Source organism: Sphingomonas sp. GW821-FHT04B01 (genome assembly GCF_059420425.1).
Genome location: NZ_JBWKTR010000018.1, coordinates 1 through 17596, shown reverse-complemented (window position 1 = coordinate 17596; position 17596 = coordinate 1). Strand labels below are relative to the sequence as shown.

The following is a 17596-nucleotide window of genomic DNA, read 5'->3' as shown; positions in this document are numbered from 1 at the left end:
CAGCTACGGATTCTAGGCCTACCCGTCTCGCTGCCCGACAACGGACATCTGTTCATCTTCTCGATTAGAGGTCATCGAGAGTGTGCGTTGCGTCGATTTACAAGTGGAATAGGGAAAGCCGCCGTTTCGGGTCGCGTCCGATCGCACAAAATGAGGTGACGGCGCTCGCCAACCCGCGTTGAAGCTGAGTCGAGGATCGCCGAGCGGCAGCCAGTGCATTCAACCTTTTGTGGGTAACGCCGGACAGCGATAGGCAGCCTTGTAGCTTTGGCCCCAACAGCGGATAAAACCATCGAGAACACCTATGTTCATTGGCCAGCGAACCTTCCGCGGCCTGCCGTCGATACCAATAGCGTCTTCTAGCTCAGCCGGGCGAGGTAGGATCGCCAGCTTTGCACGCGCCGCCTCCAACGCAGCCAGATCACCGCGAAGAAAGGCCACGCTGCCATCCACGTAAAGGTTCCAACCCCATTTGGCGTCTTCGGCGGCAGGATGCCTCCCAGCGTCAAAGAGCTTGACGGCATTAGCATATTGGCCCGCGTCGGCTCGTAGCTGGCCTTCATGCCATGACAGGAGGGCATCGGCATCACCCATGCCTCCATGCGCCTTTCGCCAGTCCCGGATGAGATCGGCGGCTTCAACGGCGCAACCCTGGGCCTCCAGCGTCCGCCAACCGCCGTTGATATCCTGATCGAATGCCTGAAGGTCGAGAGCCAGCAAGGATTGTCGGTCATGACGACACGAGGTCATTTCGGCAGAGGCGGTCAGCAGTGCCAGAGTAAATATCGCAGAGATCATCGGCCGTCTCTCATCGGGTCAAACCACCAAGCGTGGTGGCACAGGACGGACTACGAGTATCAATCAATCGCAACTGCTGGACCATCACCCGGTCATGGCCCTGTGGAAGATAGCGAATGGTGCGCTGCTTGCCGCCATCGTCCACCAGCAGCGCATAGGGCAAGAGCGCGTTGTCTGGTTCGCCCTCGGTGCGCGTGAGGATTGTCATGCCGTCGCGTAGGCCGGCCGCATAGGCCGGCAGGGTGGGATCGACGCCCTTCGCCACGTTGTTCGCGCTCGCCGTCGCCTCTGCATCGAAGCCGCGCGAGAAGTTCGGGCGCTGTTCGCTTACCACCGTGGCGCACCGCCCGAAGGTGTCGGGCGGCAGCGTGATCGGCTCGCCGCGGATCAGATACCGGTCTTCGTCGGGCAGGATATCAAGCCCCTCGCCTTTCGCGATGGCGCGGAACAGCGCAGTCGCCTCGGCTCCGGACGTGCGCGCGGCGGTCCGTTGGGCGTGCATGATCGTGTCGAGGTTCGTGATCCCTTTCGATGTGTCGAGCAGGCGACGGTTCCACACCGCGGCCAGCATGGCACCGCGCTGATACGGCACCTTTTCGGCGGCATAATCGTCCCAGAAAGCGGCGCTTGCCTGGGCGCCGTCCATAGTCCGCGCCGGGGATCCGGCATAGGCCGCCAGCATCTCATTCCATTGCGCGACGAACTCGGCCGGCGAGATCACGCCGGCCCGTACCATCAGCGCACGTGCATAATAATCGGTGAAGCCTTCGCTGAACCAGTAACGTGCGGGTCGCGATGCCCTGTCGTCCGGCATCCGACCAAGCTGCGCGGCATTCCAGGTATGAAAATATTCGTGGGCCAGCAGCCATGTCATCCGTTCGAGCGGGGCACGCTGGTCGATCCACAAGGCGAAGGCATCGCCGCGCCCGGTTCCACCAAAGCTCATGGTGGCAGGGCTGCCGACGATGGGAGCTGCGGTCACGAGGAAGGGGGCGCGGCGATCGGCGTGCCAGAAGGTGCGCTCGACGCCGATGACCCGGCGCGCGAGAGTGTTCAACTGCTCCGGCGCGAAGGCATAATGGCCGAGGGTCGCGACGCGGATGTTCGCCCCCTCGCCGGCCGGGAAGACGCGGAGGTCGCGGCCGCCGATGACCACGCTTTCCAGCACATCGGATACCGTGCCGGCGCGGCTGGCCTTGCGGGACCGACCGGCGAGATGCTCGAGATCGGAGGCGAAGCGGATCGCGGCCGGGCCGGACCAGTCGAATGTGGCGGGCGCATCCTCGCGCTTCGCCGGATAGGCGAACAAGGCGTTGCCCACCGCATAGAACCAGCCCGGGCGAATAACGGGCCGCGGCTGATCGCTGTCGTCCACGGTGGGATCGTGGTCGTAGGCGGAGAGAATTCTGTAGGTCGCCGTGAGTGGCGCGCCGGGCGCGGACGTGATCCGCCAATGTCCATCGCCGGTCTTCGCGACCGCCGACGCCCCCGCCACCGCGAAGTCGCGCGCCCATTGCCAGAGCTTGCGTTCGCCAGCCCAGCCGTCGTCCCATCCGATGTCGGTCGTCCCGGAGGGATCGGCCCGGAAGCGCACCTCGATCCGCAACGCGGTGACGGCATCGCGTGTCATCTCTGGCGCGAGGACGTATCGGACGGGCTCTGCAGCCGGCGTGGGGGACGCGGCCGAAAGAACGAGGAGGGCGATGCTGCAAAGGCGTCGGTGCATAGTGCCGGCGTAACGACCGAGGCCGGTCACGCAACGCACGTTCGTCGGCATCGTCATCTCAAAAGACCTTCCGCACGCCCAGGCGGACGGAGCGCCCCTCGGGATCGATATAGGCGCTCTGGAAACGGTCCGGCGTCCGTCCGGCTCGATCGCGGACGTCGATCCGGTCGTTGAGCGCGTTCTCGATCGTAAACTGGAGCGACATCTGCTTGGCCCAGGGCCGGTTGACGATCTTCTCGACACCGAGATCGAGATAGGGGACCAGCCAGACCCTGCCCGAAAAGCGCAGATCGGAGGCCGTCAGATCGCTACGGATGCGTGTCGGTCCCTGGAGGCGGCCGTACAATCCGATGTTCGCCGACGCGTAGGTGCCGCGGATGTCGATATCGCTCTGCCAGCGCGGGCGACCGCCGGTGCCGGTGAGCGTCGCACCGTCGAGCAGGTCGAGCAAAGGCGAGCCTGACCGCAGCGACAGCACGTCGGCAAGTCGATAGGTCGCGCCGATCGTCGCATTGATCGTCGGCCGCGGCGACGCGGGTTCGGGCGGCGGCCCGTCTGCTGACGCCCGGTCCGGCGCGGGTGGAGGCTTGGCGCCGATCGGCATCGACAGGTTAAACGTCGCGCGCAGCCTCCGCTCGCGTTCGAAGGCGACGTTGGTCGCCCGCAGGTCGACCAGCAACAGCCTCCCCGCCTGGTCACGCTGGAACGCGTCGGGGAAGGCCAGTTGGAAGTCGGACGTCACGCTGCCGAGCGTCGTCGTCTGGTCGTAGGTTCGCGTGTTGACGTATTCGAGGTTGAGCCGGATCTCCTTGTCCTTGATCGGCTGCACCGACAGAGCAACCGTCGTTCGGCGCCGGCGCTCCGGCGCGAGGTCCGGATTGCCGCCGCCGAGGACCGTGACCAGCTCGCTCCTGCCGCTCGTAAAGTCGAAAAACGGCGTGTTGGGCAAGGTCGTGATCGGGCTGGTCAGCAGCGCGATGTCGGGCGGCGTACGGGCATCGTCGAGCGAACCCGTCAGTTGCACGCGTCCGACAGGCGCCCAGTTGAAACCGAAGGTCGAACTGGCGAGACGTCCGAAGCGGGACACGTCCGAGATGCCGATCGACGCGTTGGCCGACAGGCGCCCCACGAACGCCAGCACGTCGCGATCGGGCGAGGTGATCGGCACGGCGGCGCTGACGCGGGCGGCGGTCGTGGTTCGGGTCAGATCGAGCGCGGAGTCGAGCACGTTTGGCTGACGCCCGGAACTGGTCGAGCGGGCATAGTCGAGGCTCGCCGTGAGCTGCGCCTCCCCCGCGGGCAGCGTGACCAATGGACCGTTCAACACCGCTTTGCCCGTCAGCGTCCCGGTCACCGTCTCGCTTCGGGCGACGAGCCGCGGCGTACGCACCGGATCGATCGGTGCCAGCGGATCGCCTCCGGCGTCGACGCTGGCCTGAACCCCCGACAGGTCATAGCCTTGATCGAACCTGGCCCGGCTTCGCAGGCGATCGTAATTGCTCGTCACGGTCCAGCTCCAGCGCCGGATGCCGCCCTGCAGCGATCCCCCCGCATGCAGGGTGAGGCTGTCGCTACGCCCGCGCAGAACCGCGCCGGGCAGGTAGCGGTAGAGCAGCACGTCGTTCGCGAACGGAAGATACCCGTCGCCCGCGGGTACGGTCAGCGTTGCCGGCGCCAGACCGTTCAGGCCGGACGTCTGCTGCGCCTCCATCGCGAGGTTGATCGAACCGTCGAGGCCGCCGATCGGCCCGGCCAACGTGCCATCGACGTTGATCCGGTCGCTGCGATCCCTGATCGTGCGATACCGGCCAATGTCGGTGACCGCGCGTTCGTTCGCGCGATCGGCGTAGCTGCTCAGCAGCCGGCGCAGCGCGGGCTCGGCGGGCACCGAAGCCGATGTCACGCGACCGCCCAAAAGCGCATCGAGCGCGGGATCGAGGCTGGCGCCGTTCACGCCGACGACGTTGCCGGCGATAGCGTAAGGCGTGTTCGTGTCGGGGGCGATGTTTCGCTCGCCCTGCAGGATCGGGTTGAGCCGGAGGTGGGAAACGCTGAGCGAGGTCCGGCGCGAACCGTTTATGTTCGCCATCGCGGCCTCGGCGAAGTTCGTCTCGCCGCCGCCTTCGGTGGTGGTGCCGGCGAGCTGCCTGATGGTCGTTGCGCGATAGGTCTTCTTCGTGATGAAGTTCAGCACACGAACGGTCGGCGGAACGCCGAAGCGCGCTGCCTCCTGTTCGGGCAACACTTCGGTTCGGTCGATCGCTTCGGGTGGCAGACTCTGCAATTCGCCGATGCTCGAGATGCGCCGGCCGTTCAGCAGGACGACGGGGTCCCCGCCGCCCGCCGCCTCGGTGAGCGGCTTCAGCCGGTCGAGGACCGTCCGGAGGTCGGTTGCCCCCAGCGATCGCAACGCGTCCCCGCCGAGGATCGCAACCGGCAGCGTGTCCGTTATGATCGAACCTGCGATGCGGCGACCGTTGACGACGATGTCATCATCACGGGATCGCGTGTCAGGCTCCTCTTGACCGCTACCAGACTGGTTCTGGCTGCTCGGCTGCGCCGTCGCATTGGCCGAGTACGCAAGCCCAAAGCCAAATAGCATCAATCGCGCGGCAGTGAACCAATTGGCTTCAGCACGTATGAGAAAACGTCGCCGATAGGACCCACCGTGTACCTTCATCCAGCTGAGCCTGATCCTACTTTGCCGAGGCTATCCTGTCAGGAATTGCGCAGAGGATGATGGTCGAATTGCGTCAATTAGAGGGCGCGACATTCGCCCGGTGAAGGACACCCGATGTGCTTTCTGCCAAGTCAGAGGAGGTGGACTAAAATGGCCGTTGAATGCATAGCGGAATCATAGTTCCTAGCCGGGCACGGTGTCAGCCTAACGACCCAATCCCGGTCGTTCAGACCGCCATTTCCGGTCCCCAACTTCCGCCATTCATTCATATCTGGATTGGATTCGAAGGCCCAGGCCGATCCCGATGCTGCCCGGCGAAATTTGGGACAAACCCGTCATTCCGAGGCCACAGGTTCAGCGTCAGCTTTTGCCGGAAGCCGACGTTCAGCGTCTGTTCGTGTGGCGTGGTTTGCGACGATGACGATCAGGCGATCTTGGTACCGACCGTCGAGCGTGCCGTCTCGACGACGGCGCGCTGCAATGCCTCGCCGCGCTCGTTCATGAGTTCGACCGCCCGCTGGAACTTGGGGCCATGCTCCTGAGCAGGAACTTCGCCGTACCGCCTGTAGTCACGCTTCATCGCGTGAGTGACTTCGTTGAAGGCGTCGCGCGCGGCGAACAACTCGTCCAACGCAGGCCTGACCGAGGGGAAGTAGAGGGCAACCAGCATCTCCATCACCTCTGCGCCCTCGTGCTTCCCCGGGTTCGAGCCGCTGGCTACCTGAAGGTCCAGCATCTGGTTCCAGTCGATCTCCCCGCGAAGCACTGGATAGTAGGTGAGCGCATGCTGGCCGAGGACCTTCGCGTACTGGTCGACCGCGAGATAAAGCGTCTCCGCTTTTCCCCGCAGGAACTCGAAGCGGTCCTTGCTCCGATTCAGCCGGCTAGTGACGAAGGCAGACGTGACGCCGCTCGCCAAGATCGTGGCGATGCCCAAGCCGAGCGTGATCCAAGCGGCCGCGTTCATGCTACTAGGCCTCGCCGCTGCGCCCGCACGTCGGCATCGCTCAATCCACGCACGGCGGTCCTCATCAGATCCCCAGCTTCTGGAAGAAGACCTTGTTGCGGATCTCCGCGTCGACCATGCCCGCGGCGCGCATCCATGACGAGGGCTCGGCGGCGTCGACCTCGAACCCGATAACCGCCAGCCAAGTAGCTTCGCGCCCGAAGCTCGCGCCCACGTCGAGCGCCAGAAGGGCTGGACCGGACGGAAGCAGCGTCGAGTAGGTGGCGCGGTATCCCGACGGGTCGAGAGCCTCGTATTCCGCGGTCAGCCGCTCGGACTGCGCGTCGTATGCAGCGACATGGTCGTTCATCCGGCGTCGCGCCTCGCGATCGTCTGGAGCCCCACGTGCTCGATGTCGTGCTCCGCCACATCGGCCGCGTCGACCACGTTGATGAACCTCTTGAGTATGACGAGGTCGGTCAGCAGGTCCGGCTCCTGGCCGGAGATCACGGCGGGCGCAAGGATGAAGCAGCCGGCCGTGCGGAGCCTCGTCAGGAAACCTTCCAGGTTCACGTCGTCGTCCGGCTCCACGACGTGGATGCGGAAGACCGTTTGGTACATCGTGCCACGCTCCCACTCCCCGTCGTCCGGTCGTCGGCTGGTTATCTGGATGGCGTAGTGCGTCGACGGATGGCCCGGCAGGTTGCGGATGATCGAGATGCTGATCTCATGGTTCACGTCCTTCGTGCCGAACCGCTCCCGCCAGCGTTCGAAGATCCGGCGGGCGGCCGCACGGTCGAGAAACGCGAGCGCGAACACCGGCGGAACGTCGTCGCCGAGCGTCGTGTAGAGGATGCCCTTCCAGCTGGCCGCGTCCCAGCTGTGCATATCGATGACCGACTGCACCTTGACCTCCCGGTGCCGCGAAACGGTCGGGCGCCCGTCCTCGGTCATTCCGCGCGCGGGCCTGCCGTCATCGTCGTCGGCTGGACCTGCCGGCTCGACCTCCTCCACCGCCGGCCGCTCCCGCATGGGATAGTCGCGGCCGCCGCCATCGATGCGGACAACGGGGCGACCGGCGATGCGCTGCAGCCCGCTGAGCGAGCCGAGGACGCTGGACACCCTGTCGTGCGCGTTGCCGCGGTCGAACAGGCGCCACAGCGCGTCCTTGAGGTTTGGCAGCGCGAAGGTGGCCGCCAGCATCTCGCCCACGATCTGTATGAGAAACGCACCGATGTCTGGTTGGCGTGGAAAGTCCCAGACCGGCAGCGACCTGGGCCAGGAAACCATCGAGCGCATCCCCCTGGGATCGGTCTGCACCTTCGGTCCGTCCTCGTCCGTCTCGACGACGTCGATACGGAACCGCTCGGTGTGCGGGCCGACGCCGTCCTCCATCATAGTCGCCAGCATGGCCTCGACCGTAGCAACCAGCGCCTGTCCCGTAACGATCCCGGCATCAGCGCCGGGGGTCGCGATCTCTACTGTCAGTCCGCAGATGCACGTCTCGAGGACTTGGCCTGCCGGCGAGTTGAGGACCAATCCGCCGACGAGGTCGCGCGAGACCGGCTGAGCCTTGAGGAGCCCGAGGAACTTCGGCAGCCCACGTTCCGCCTCGAGCTCGCGGTAGCCCTCGTCTTCGCGGAGGACCTCCTCATGGCCGAGGGCGTGGAGCAACGCCATCCGGGCGATGGGCATCCCGGCCTCCTCCAGCGCGTCCGGCGCGCGCGAGAGCGAGGCGACCTCGGCATCGGTCATGTTGAGGATGTTGCTGCCGAGGCCGGCGTCCAGCTCTTGCAGGCCTTCCGTGACCCTGGCCCTGGACGCCTCATCGAGCGGCAGCGTGGCGAGCGCCATGCGCAGCAGGCGGAACGAGAGGATCAGCTCCGGCACGAGTCTCAGCTGGAGGGCCACCCAGGCCCAGATCTTCACCGTCGGCACGAAGCCGACAGGCAACTCGCTCGACTCCTCACCTTCGGCGGCGAGGCCGGCCGCTGCCATAAGGAGTGACGATCGCGACGCCCAGAACAGGTCAGCCCCGCGGTAGGCGATCGCAAGGTGCTGATGGGCCTCGATCATCTGCTGGGCATGCTCGCGCTTGGCGAGACGGACCGCCGCGCGACCCAGCAGCCGGATACGTTCGCAGCGCTCCTTGAAGTCTAGCCGGAGAGCCTGCCGGAGGAGGATGAGCGCACCTTCCGCGTCGGACGTGCGCTTGGCCACGAAATCGGCGAGCCGCTCTGCCACGGCGCGGTATGTCGGATCGCGGCCTGCGGGGATGGATACGACGTCGATCAGCCTCACCAGGCGATCGGCATCGAACTCCGCAAGGCCGGCGGCCTCGTCGAGGATAGATCCCAGCTCTGCCCAGATGGCAGGCAGTTCACCCGTCCTGCCCTCGGCGAAGCAGCGACCGAGGCGGACGACCGCGAGCGAGGTGCGAGCCTCAAGGCGGTGGTTCGGGCGCCCCTCGTCGCGCGTCATCGCCTCCAACGCGGCCTCCAGCCGGTCAGACCGCGCCGAAAGGTCGGCAGCATCCGGTGATAGCATGCGGTAGAGCACCCCGTTTACCAGCAACTGGTGGAGCTGGACAAGAAACTCGATGTTGCGGGCGTGGTCGGCGCCGAGGGCTTCCGCCTCGATGCCGGCGTAGCCATCCGACACCGCCGCAGCGTCGTCGAACCACCAGAAGGCGGTCCACAGCGCATCGTGCCGCGCCTCTAGCTGCTGCCGCGCGGACCCGTGCTTGGCGGCGAGCCGGATCGCGCGGGCGTGTCGACCATCCGTCTCGTGGCGCGGCAGCTCGAGGTTGCGCGACAGCTGCGCCGCGACCATCGCCTCGGTGACAAGCTGGCGCTCCATGCACTCGAACGAGGACGGATCGGCCAACGCACGCTCGACGTCCTCCAGGCGGCGGCGCCTCGAGTAGTCCTCCGGTCCCATGCGCATCGGATCGGACACGACCTGGCCAACGCCCAGATAGTCGTGCGCGATGTCCTTGCGCTCCCTGTCAATCACCTCCTCAACGATCCACGCGCGGTCGAGGATCTTCACCGGCATGCCGTGGGCAGCCTCTAACTCGGCCTCAATGCGGGCGCGGTCGGCCGCACGTGCGGGCTGGCTCGTGACGAAGTAGACGCGCTCGAGCTTGCGGCAGGTCCCGGCGATGCCCGCGACGTCCTTCACAACCTTGCGCTTCCAGTCCTTCATCGCGCTGAAAGCGAAGCCCCAGTCGTCGCGGTCGGGTCCGGGACTGCCGACATAACCGAGATCGGCGATCGCCTCTGCAACGGGGAAGGTGTCGGCGTCGGTCTTGCCATCGCCGCCGCCCTCGGGCCCGCTCTGGGGGCGGATGTGCGGGCAGATCACGCGCTGGCAGAGCTTGCGGCAGAATATCTCGAAGCGCTGGTGCTCGTTGCGCGCCGTCATGGTCTGGAGTTGGAACTCGAGCATGGCGCGGTCGAGGACGTAGAGCGGACGGTCAACGGTGTCCGAGTAGAGTTCGGGCCGCATCTCGCGCATGAACAAGGAAGGCGTTGGCGGTCGCTTCCGTTTCTCGGTGCCGCCCTCCTCGATTCGGTCGTCGCTCATGCGAACGAAGGTAGAACGGGCGCCGCACCTAAGCCAGCCCGAACTCTCCCTGTGGCGCTCACCCCTGCTGGCTCCGCTTCATGCTTAGGTGCTCGAGCGACTATGACGATCCAGCGAAGTGCATGAGGGACCCCGCCATCGTCGAGCACGAGGCCACGAAGTCAAATGTCCAACGTGCGGCGTTGACTGCGGTAACGGGTCACATGGGTCGCCTTGGTCACGATTTGGACCGCCGCGACCTCGTGTACGGTTAGGCTGTCCACCTCCAGGCGCAGCGCTGGGTCCCGGTCGTCATCTGGCGTGGCGAAGGGATCGATGAACGGGCCTTCCCAAAACAGCGGCTCCGGCCGGGGTGGAGCCGGAGGATTCGGCGGTGGAACGACCTCCGAAACCGAGTAGCCCGGCGACCACCCGTCCTCGTCCATCTCGCCCAGGCTCGCCGAAACGACCGTCCCGTCGGGCAACGCCACCGGCTCGACCTTTGACGCCCTCCGGAACAGCACCACGTTGTGGTGACTTCCTGCGCGCTGCACCGACGGATACAGCAGTCCGTCGAGATCCAGCTCCACGTTCGACGCGAGGTAGTCGGCGATCGCCTGCGTGATCAGGTACTCGGACCTCTCGTCGTCCGGCATTACCGGCATGGTCATGCGCCCGCTCAGGCTCTTCAGGAACTTCGCGAGCTCGAGGCGGCCCATGTAGCCGGAGTCGAACACGCTCCCATCGATGTAGACGGACCGCAGCGCGTTGATATCGAGCAGCCGCAGGGGCCGGACGGCGTCGAACCTGCCGACCAGCGCGCGGCTGCCGACAGGGGGGCGAACCTCCGCCAACGCCGCCGCCGGGTCGTTCGCGCCGTAGAACAGCGAAACGCCGCGCGCGTTCATCCTCCCGTCGACTGCGATCTCGTTGGGCGGAGGCCCAAGCTCGCGCACCGGCTGCTCGAGCGCCAGCGCCAGCCGCGCATCGCCATGGAACACCCGCGCCCTGTGAAAACGGAGCTGTCAGTTTAATGCGGACGCGTCTCGGCAGGTTGAAGCTGGTCTTTTGAGAGCCAGGTTCAGCTGACAAGCGCCTGCCACTCCGCCAGTGCGGCGGAGCGTCGTTCGCGGTAGGTCTGTCGGTCGGTCAGGTGGCGTTCGAGGCTAAAGTGGTTGTGGACGTTGGCGTGGACAGAGGCGAACTTCTGCAGCGTCTTCATCTGCCTGAACCGCAGCATTGCCCGCTCTCGTCGTCGGAATGGTAGGTGACTATTTTCAATCCTGTTATTCGCCCAGCGACCCACCTCCTGACGGTCACGGCAGCCTAGCTCATCCATTGCAGCACCGTAGCTGCGCAGGCCATCAGTCGTGATAGTATCGGGGGAGCCATGGCGCTTCAGCGCCTTCTTCATGAAGGCCAAGGCTGCGCCCTTGTCACGTGTCCTGGTGACGTAGCTTTCCAGTACTTCACCCTCATGATCCACCGCCCGCCACAAATAGACCATCTCGCCGTTCAGCTTCACGTACATCTCGTCGAGGTGCCAACGCCAATGACGAAAACCTCGCATGCGGCTGACGCGCTGACGGCGGATGTTACCGGCAAACAGCGGACCGAACCTGTTCCACCACAGCCGCACCGTCTCATGGCAGATGTCGATGCCGCGTTCGAAGAGCAGATCCTCGACGTTTCGCAGCGACAGCGGAAAGCGGACGTACATCAGAACCACTAGCCGGATGACCTCCGGTGAGGAGTTGAAGCGGCGAAATGGACTGGGCGGCAACGCCCTCGATTTCCGGCTCATCCGTGACCGTTATCAGCCCCCTGCCCCGCTTGCCACGTTGGTTTGACGGAGCCCTTCGTTTCAACCGGTTTCTCGGTATTGCAGCACGCGAGGACAAGGCAGATCACTGCCAAAACAGGACGCTTCATCGTTTGTTGCACCCCCGCGCAGCGTAATTGTAACCGTTCGTCACATCCGCAACGTCCCCAGGCGGATCGACCCTCCCGGTCGTGAGACGCTGGAAAGCGTTTGATCCATTCAAGGTGGTATTTAGAGAGAAGCCTCTAGCCTGCATAGTCGCGCCAAACTTGAAATTCCCGTATGTCGCAGACCCACGGTAAGCAGGATTGGCCTTGTAGTTTTGGCGTGAGGCGGTCGTCACATTGATGGACTATTGCTCCAGATTGTTGAGCGTCCCGATGATACGGAACGGGTCTTGAAGCGGATCAAGTGCATTAACCTTTGCATCAAGTCGTGAATCGGTAATGTTCCGGTCAATCGTAGCCCTGCCCGGTCCTGGAGATAGTGGCGCAGGGCGATGATTATTCTGCGGCGATTAAATTCCAATCCTTATTAAAATTGCTGTTATTACGATTAAACCACCACTCAATATTATGTAAAATAATATGGGCGAGTTTTCTTTTTTGATTGTAATCACACCGTTTATATCAATTATGCCGGATCGATATGATCGAAAGCACAAGAGCAATATTGCCATTTCTGCCGCGAGACAGAGTAGGCGTATTTGAATCAGTTTATCCATTATCGCTTGCAATCCACACCAGGAGTGAGCTGCTCTCGCAATTCCACCGCCTTGCCCCCCGCAAGCCCCATCGCGAGACTTGCAGCTTTAGTCTGAGATTGGAAGAAGCTAAATCCAACGCCTGCCGCATCGTAACTTGCTCTCGTAAGATTTCCAGTAGCCAGAAAACGTCCTGCCGCACCAATCGCCTGCAGCCCCGTCCCCAGCAGAGCATTTGCTTCCCCAAGCGCTATGATGTTGGGCGACTTCGTTATCAGCCCAAGCGCAGTAACATAACTTCCAAGATCGGCATGCTCGCTGCCGAACTGATACAGCTGTTCAGAGCGGCGCTTTAGCACCGGAGAGCAGTCTTGCTTCGCTTTCTGCGGCGGCGCCGATCTTGTCGGAGGCGGGGTGGTATTTGACTCCCTATCCCTCGGCGCAAAGCCTGGATTTGAGCCACGAAAATCACCGGGCAACAGGCCGCCCCCTCTGCCATCATCAGCGTATCCACAACGATCGTTTACGCAGGCCCACACAAGTCGGGTTCCATTTGGGTCGATTTTGTTAATGGGATCGGAGCCGACATAGTTATACCAGTTCATGCCGTCGGAGTATCCGATGGGATCGGTCTGCATGAAGCGGCCGAGCGTCGGCGAGTACATGCGCGCCTTATAGTCGTACATGCCAAGCTCAGGCAGCCAAGCTTGGCCGGTGTACTGGAAGCGACCCTGGTTGTTTGCGCCAGGGATGCCGTATTCGTCATAGCTGTTGATCGCGAGGGCGTTGCCGGCATCGTTGCTGACCGCCACCACGCTGCCGCGCTCATCGGCATGGAGGTAGCGCCGGTCACCAGTGCCCGACCCTTCATACCAGACCAGCACTTCATCGGGGTTGGGCCCGTAGACATAGCGGCGTAGCACGCCACTGGTCGACTCCTGGGCGAGCTGGCCATCGACCCAGTCGAAGTTACCGGCTGGCGTCTGGCCGAGCTCCCCTGCCGGGTTGCGGTAGATCAGCTGGCCGGCCGCGTTCATGAACAGCTGGTTGCGGCTGTTGTACTGGTAGGTCGTACCGCCCGAGTTGGTGAGGTTGCCACGCGCATCATAGCCGAACGTCGTGCCGCCGGCGCTGGTGTACTGATTGAGCGCATTCACCGCGTAGCTGCGATCGACGTTGGCCGCGCCCGTCCAGGCGTAGCTGTCGTTGCTGCTGCTACGCGTCAAGATCTGGCCCGCCGCATTGTAGGTGAAGCCGTAGGTCTGGTCCCAGGCGCTGCCTGCCAGATCCTGGGTGAGGCTGGTGAGGCGCGAGGCGCCGTCGTAGCCATAGCTCGTCACCGTGCCGTTGCCGCGGGTCAACGACGTACGCCGACCAAGATCGTCATAGGCGAAAGTCGCCAATGCCAATCCGCCGTTCTCGCGGATCACCGTCATCTGACCGGCAGCATTGTACTCGAAGGTAACGTAGAAGCCGTCCGCCCAGGTTTGGCGCGTCTTGCGGCCTGCCGCGTCATATTGCAGCGTCGTGCTTGCGACGTTGCTGCTCTGCGTCGTCGCCCGGCCCAGCGCGTCATAGCCAAAGTTCTTGGTCCAGCCGTTGCCATCTCCAGCACTGGTCAGGCGACCGAGCAGATCATAGCTGTAGCCGACATCGACCTCGGCAACGTTCGTTTTGGGATTGTGGTCGAAGGTCCGGCGATTGAGCGCGTCAAAATCGTAGGTCAACGTCTGTCCGTCACGCAGGCGGCGGCTAGTCACGTTGCCGTTGGCATCGTACGTCGCCTGGTCATAGCTACCACCCGGGTAGGTTATTGTCGTTGCTCTATCCAGGCCGTCATAGCCATAGGTCGTGGCATTACCGTTGGCATCCGTCTGACCCGCTATCTTGCCATTAGCGGTATAGCTGACAGTAACATCGTCAGACTGTTCGGCCGTGCCATAAGCACTGGTCACCTTGATCTGACGATCCGCATTGTCATAGCCGTATTTGGTCGTGCGATCCGCGCCCTGGCCACTCATCGCCATCGTCACCGTATCGAGGCGCTGGTGATCATAGCCATAGGTCGTCGTCGCATAGGTCGTGCTGCCTGCCGTCAGCGTCTTGCTAAGCGGGCGATCCACGCCATCGAAAGACGTGACGAGCTGCTGCTGCGAGGCAAAGGCATTCCACGCGCCATCGCTGGCATCCGAGACGGTGCCAACCTCGGTCTGGGTGACTCGTCCCTTGGCATCATAGGTGTTGCGCTGAGCAAGCCGCCGGCGTGGCCCCCCGCCGTCGGGATCCGGACCGACCACGCCAACCACCTCACGGTTGGCATTGTAGCGGTAGCTGACGGAATCGTCGCTTCCTGCAATGGGTCCGTCGACACTAACCACGTTGCCGACATCGTCATAGCTCTTAGTCGTCGTCGCCGAAGTCGAACCATCGCCAGCCTGCATGGTCGTGGCGGTTGGCAGGCCATTGGCATTGTAGCTGATGCTGGTCCGCGTCTCATTTGCCGAGTTGACGCAAGTTGCCGCACTCGAGCAGGTCGAGCCGCCGCTCAGCATCTGGACGCCGTTGACCGTAATATAGCTGTACGTCGTGGTGGACCGCACACCGCTCGGATTGGCAGGGGCAGTGACAGAGGTGACGTTACCTGTTGTGTTGTCGTAGCCGTAATCGGTTTGACTCTGCTTGGCGTCCCTCGTCCAAGCAGGCTTGTTGCACGTTGCCGTCGTCGTGCAGGGGAAGGATGCGCTCGTCGTCAACGTCGATGTGTTGCTCCCGGACTTTGCCACCACCTGCGTCTGCGTCACGTTGCCGCGACCATCATAGATGAATGACGTGTAATTGCCCTCAGGCGACGTCACCAAGAGAACGCGACCGGAACTGTCATATGTGCTGGTCGTCGTGTTGCCAGTTGCCGTCGTTACTGACCGTGGGCGCTGCGCAGAAATACTAAATATGTATGTTGTCGTGTGACCTAACGGATCGGTTACTGTCACAGTACGATCATTCCCACTGTCAGGGGAGTAGGAATACGTGGTCGTTCCAGTAGAGTTGGTCAGGGTAGCAACCTTACCAGCGCTATTATAGGTCGCGGTGATATCCTCACCGCTGCTGCCTGGACGTTTGATACCTGCCAACTTCGCTGAGGCGAACCGGTATGTCGTTGCGCGCCCCATGGCGTCAGTTATAATGTATCCGGCACTTGAACTGCTGAACGACTGGGTACGGGCTCCCCCGCCCGTAGCAGCGTTCGTCAACACGACGCTCGTGATGTCTCCCCAGCCAGTGAAATCGTTGCCGCTCGCATCCGTTTGATCAAAGGATGATGCATCGTTAGCGTACCGAAAGGTAAGTGTATATTTCCCATTACTAGTTACTGAAAAAATACGATATGTATACGCTGATCTCGTACAAACCTGACCGGAGCTTGCGGGTTTCGAGGCGGCGCAGTATTTGGCACTATTATAGGTATATGCAAAACTCGCGCCATTTGGCTTCGAGACGCTTGTAACATTACCCTGAATGCTATTGTATGGGTATGTACCAGTGGTACTCGATGTGAACACCGCAACGGTTCCATCACCGGCTGTAAAGGTGTACGTGGTGCCGCTTTTGGTGAGCGTGGCACCGTCTCCCTCTGTCGAGATATAGTTGGAACCGGATAGGGTAAAGGTGTTGGTAGTAGCGCCGAATGATACATACGTAGTGGAACCGGAACTCGATAGCGTCCCTACGATGCTGTCTCCGAAAACGAACGTGCCGCGGTTCAGCTTCTGCCAACTTAGACCCTGATTGTTACCATCGCCTGCCGAAAGGATGGGGCCATCTACGTTCATCGTACCAAGAAAAAGGTCGACGCCGTTGGCATCAATGTTGCTCCGCACCGGAGCTGGTGCTGCCACCTGCGCAAACGCCGGGATAACGGAGCCTGAACAAAGAACAGTAGAGACAATCAAAAGCGCACGACGCGCACGCAAGCCACAGCGCACGGCTTCGACCGGGTTTTTCATTTTAGGCCTCAGATGGTAGAGATGCAAAAGGGTTCGGCAGCGCCTTATTGCGGTGCGCCAGTCACCTTGATCTTGGTCCGGTTGTCCGCCTTGTCATGTGCAACCTCGACCGTTACGCCGTTGTTGACAGATCCGCTTTTTACCACCTTCGTAAGCCGACCTTTGGCGTCATAGGTGAACGCATTTGTCTCTACAGCAAGCGCCATTGCCGATGACGATGTAAGCAGCATCACCATCAGGCCCTTTGTCATGATATTCATGACATCCCCCTTCCCCATTGTGCCGTCCCTTCGGCGACACAATGGTGGATCAAGAAGGGGTGTTATTGCAAGGGCCGAAGCTTATATTATTTGCTCATCGCTACTTTGACGATTGCGAGCAGCGTCGGCGATGCCGGCAGCATCGCTAACAAGGGAAGCCGGTCACGTGCTCGCCCGCGCCATGTCTTCAGCCGCCCTGACAAAAATGTACGACTATATTCGCCAATCGTGTCGGCATGCCTCCAATTAAGGTGCTACGTCAATATATACCGGAGCTGGTGCGCCAGAGTAAGTTGGTATAGAGCGGCAGGCATCACCTGATAATCCGCTATACCAAAGGCCAATCTTCTTGTTAGCGTTAATAGCGCCAGCAATCTTAGACATCCATGCAAAGCATACGGCAGGCTCAACGCCCTTCCAAGCTTTATTCAAATTACAAATTTGGATAAAATCGCTTCGCCAAGTGGTAAATATCAAAACGGATCCGTCCGCATACGTTAATAATCTGGCTGGCGTCGCATCGCCACCGCAATAGACATCCGCTTTGGCCTGTCCTACCGAGGCATAAGCAATCGTACACAGCGCGATAAAGCCAATCACCCGCATAACCGTCTCCTATAGAATGTTCAATCACTACCGCTAAACTGAGACAATCTGATGGGAAGCCTCACGGCGTTGCGTCAGAAGCGACGCGTATTAGCTTTGAATTTATGGGAGAGGGATGACTGTGAAGCCATTCAGGGGTACAACGATCAATCGAGATGTGCCTGAGCGAGGCGGGATCGATGCACCAGAATTCGGGTCAGTGCCCGCATTTCCTCCGGTGCCGTTGACTGCACCCGATACCGAGTAATTTGCACGATTGTCGGCGCGGTCATACGTTATCGACGTGTTGACTGTCCCGCTCGCGCTGGAATTGGTGGAGCCGATAAGCCGGCCTCTGGCGTCATAGCGATACGACGTGGTTTGCGCGTTAGCCATAGGCGTAGATATCGCCCCACTTGCGATCATAGCTAGGCTCAGGACTCATTGGTCACAGCCAGAAGATGACGGTGGCCGCGAGCGCGACGGCAGAGAAGAAGACAGTTGG

Annotated in this window: 12 protein-coding genes; all 12 read right to left on the bottom strand. The window is 62.2% G+C overall.

Annotation, left to right across the window (positions count from 1 at the left end; all coding sequences use genetic code 11):
* Positions 1-219: 219 nt before the first annotated feature.
* On the bottom strand, positions 220-798 hold the full coding sequence (locus AC07UH_RS20775) for a hypothetical protein (protein WP_495182079.1): 579 nt from the start codon (positions 796-798) through the stop codon (positions 220-222).
* Positions 799-808: 10 nt separating this feature from the next.
* The gene (locus AC07UH_RS20770; RefSeq protein WP_495182078.1) at positions 809-2581 is read right to left on the bottom strand and encodes a M61 family metallopeptidase; all 1773 of its coding nucleotides are present in this window, start codon (positions 2579-2581) and stop codon (positions 809-811) included.
* A 1-nt stretch (position 2582) separates the two neighbouring features.
* A complete protein-coding gene (locus AC07UH_RS20765; protein ID WP_495189985.1) occupies positions 2583-4934 on the bottom strand; it encodes a TonB-dependent receptor in 2352 nt (783 codons plus the stop codon).
* 694 nt (positions 4935-5628) lie between these two features.
* A complete protein-coding gene (locus AC07UH_RS20760) occupies positions 5629-6171 on the bottom strand; it encodes a hypothetical protein (protein WP_495182076.1) in 543 nt (180 codons plus the stop codon).
* Positions 6172-6235: 64 nt separating this feature from the next.
* Positions 6236-6520 (bottom strand): hypothetical protein, encoded by a 285-nt coding sequence (locus tag AC07UH_RS20755; RefSeq protein WP_495182075.1) that lies wholly within the window; start codon positions 6518-6520, stop codon positions 6236-6238.
* A complete protein-coding gene (locus AC07UH_RS20750) occupies positions 6517-9738 on the bottom strand; it encodes a hypothetical protein (protein WP_495182074.1) in 3222 nt (1073 codons plus the stop codon). The genes AC07UH_RS20755 and AC07UH_RS20750 overlap by 4 nt, the downstream gene beginning before the upstream one ends.
* A 161-nt stretch (positions 9739-9899) precedes the next feature.
* On the bottom strand, positions 9900-10718 hold the full coding sequence (locus AC07UH_RS20745) for an RES family NAD+ phosphorylase (protein ID WP_495182073.1): 819 nt from the start codon (positions 10716-10718) through the stop codon (positions 9900-9902).
* A gap of 80 nt (positions 10719-10798) precedes the next feature.
* Entirely contained in the window at positions 10799-11500 is a 702-nt protein-coding gene (locus AC07UH_RS20740) for an IS6 family transposase (protein ID WP_495182087.1), read from the bottom strand.
* 145 nt (positions 11501-11645) lie between these two features.
* A complete protein-coding gene (locus tag AC07UH_RS20735; RefSeq protein WP_495182072.1) occupies positions 11646-11882 on the bottom strand; it encodes a polymorphic toxin type 44 domain-containing protein in 237 nt (78 codons plus the stop codon).
* Between the two features lie 380 nt (positions 11883-12262).
* Entirely contained in the window at positions 12263-16246 is a 3984-nt protein-coding gene (locus AC07UH_RS20730; protein WP_495182071.1) for an RHS repeat domain-containing protein, read from the bottom strand.
* A gap of 44 nt (positions 16247-16290) precedes the next feature.
* Positions 16291-16506: a hypothetical protein gene (locus AC07UH_RS20725; RefSeq protein WP_495182070.1), complete on the bottom strand. Its 216-nt coding sequence runs from the start codon at positions 16504-16506 to the stop codon at positions 16291-16293.
* Between the two features lie 246 nt (positions 16507-16752).
* A complete protein-coding gene (locus AC07UH_RS20720) occupies positions 16753-17112 on the bottom strand; it encodes a hypothetical protein (RefSeq protein WP_495182069.1) in 360 nt (119 codons plus the stop codon).
* Between the last annotated feature and the right edge of the window lie 484 nt (positions 17113-17596).

Bases quoted from the DNA above. Each gene is read 5' to 3' on its own strand.
- AC07UH_RS20775 (WP_495182079.1), bottom strand. From the start codon at position 798: ATGATCTCTGCGATATTTACTCTGGCACTGCTGACCGCCTCTGCCGAA.
- AC07UH_RS20770 (WP_495182078.1), bottom strand. From the start codon at position 2,581: ATGACGATGCCGACGAACGTGCGTTGCGTGACCGGCCTCGGTCGTTAC.
- AC07UH_RS20760 (WP_495182076.1), bottom strand. From the start codon at position 6,171: ATGAACGCGGCCGCTTGGATCACGCTCGGCTTGGGCATCGCCACGATC.
- AC07UH_RS20755 (WP_495182075.1), bottom strand. From the start codon at position 6,520: ATGAACGACCATGTCGCTGCATACGACGCGCAGTCCGAGCGGCTGACC.
- AC07UH_RS20750 (WP_495182074.1), bottom strand. From the start codon at position 9,738: ATGAGCGACGACCGAATCGAGGAGGGCGGCACCGAGAAACGGAAGCGA.
- AC07UH_RS20730 (WP_495182071.1), bottom strand. From the start codon at position 16,246: ATGAAAAACCCGGTCGAAGCCGTGCGCTGTGGCTTGCGTGCGCGTCGT.
- AC07UH_RS20725 (WP_495182070.1), bottom strand. From the start codon at position 16,506: ATGAATATCATGACAAAGGGCCTGATGGTGATGCTGCTTACATCGTCA.
- AC07UH_RS20720 (WP_495182069.1), bottom strand. From the start codon at position 17,112: ATGCGGGTGATTGGCTTTATCGCGCTGTGTACGATTGCTTATGCCTCG.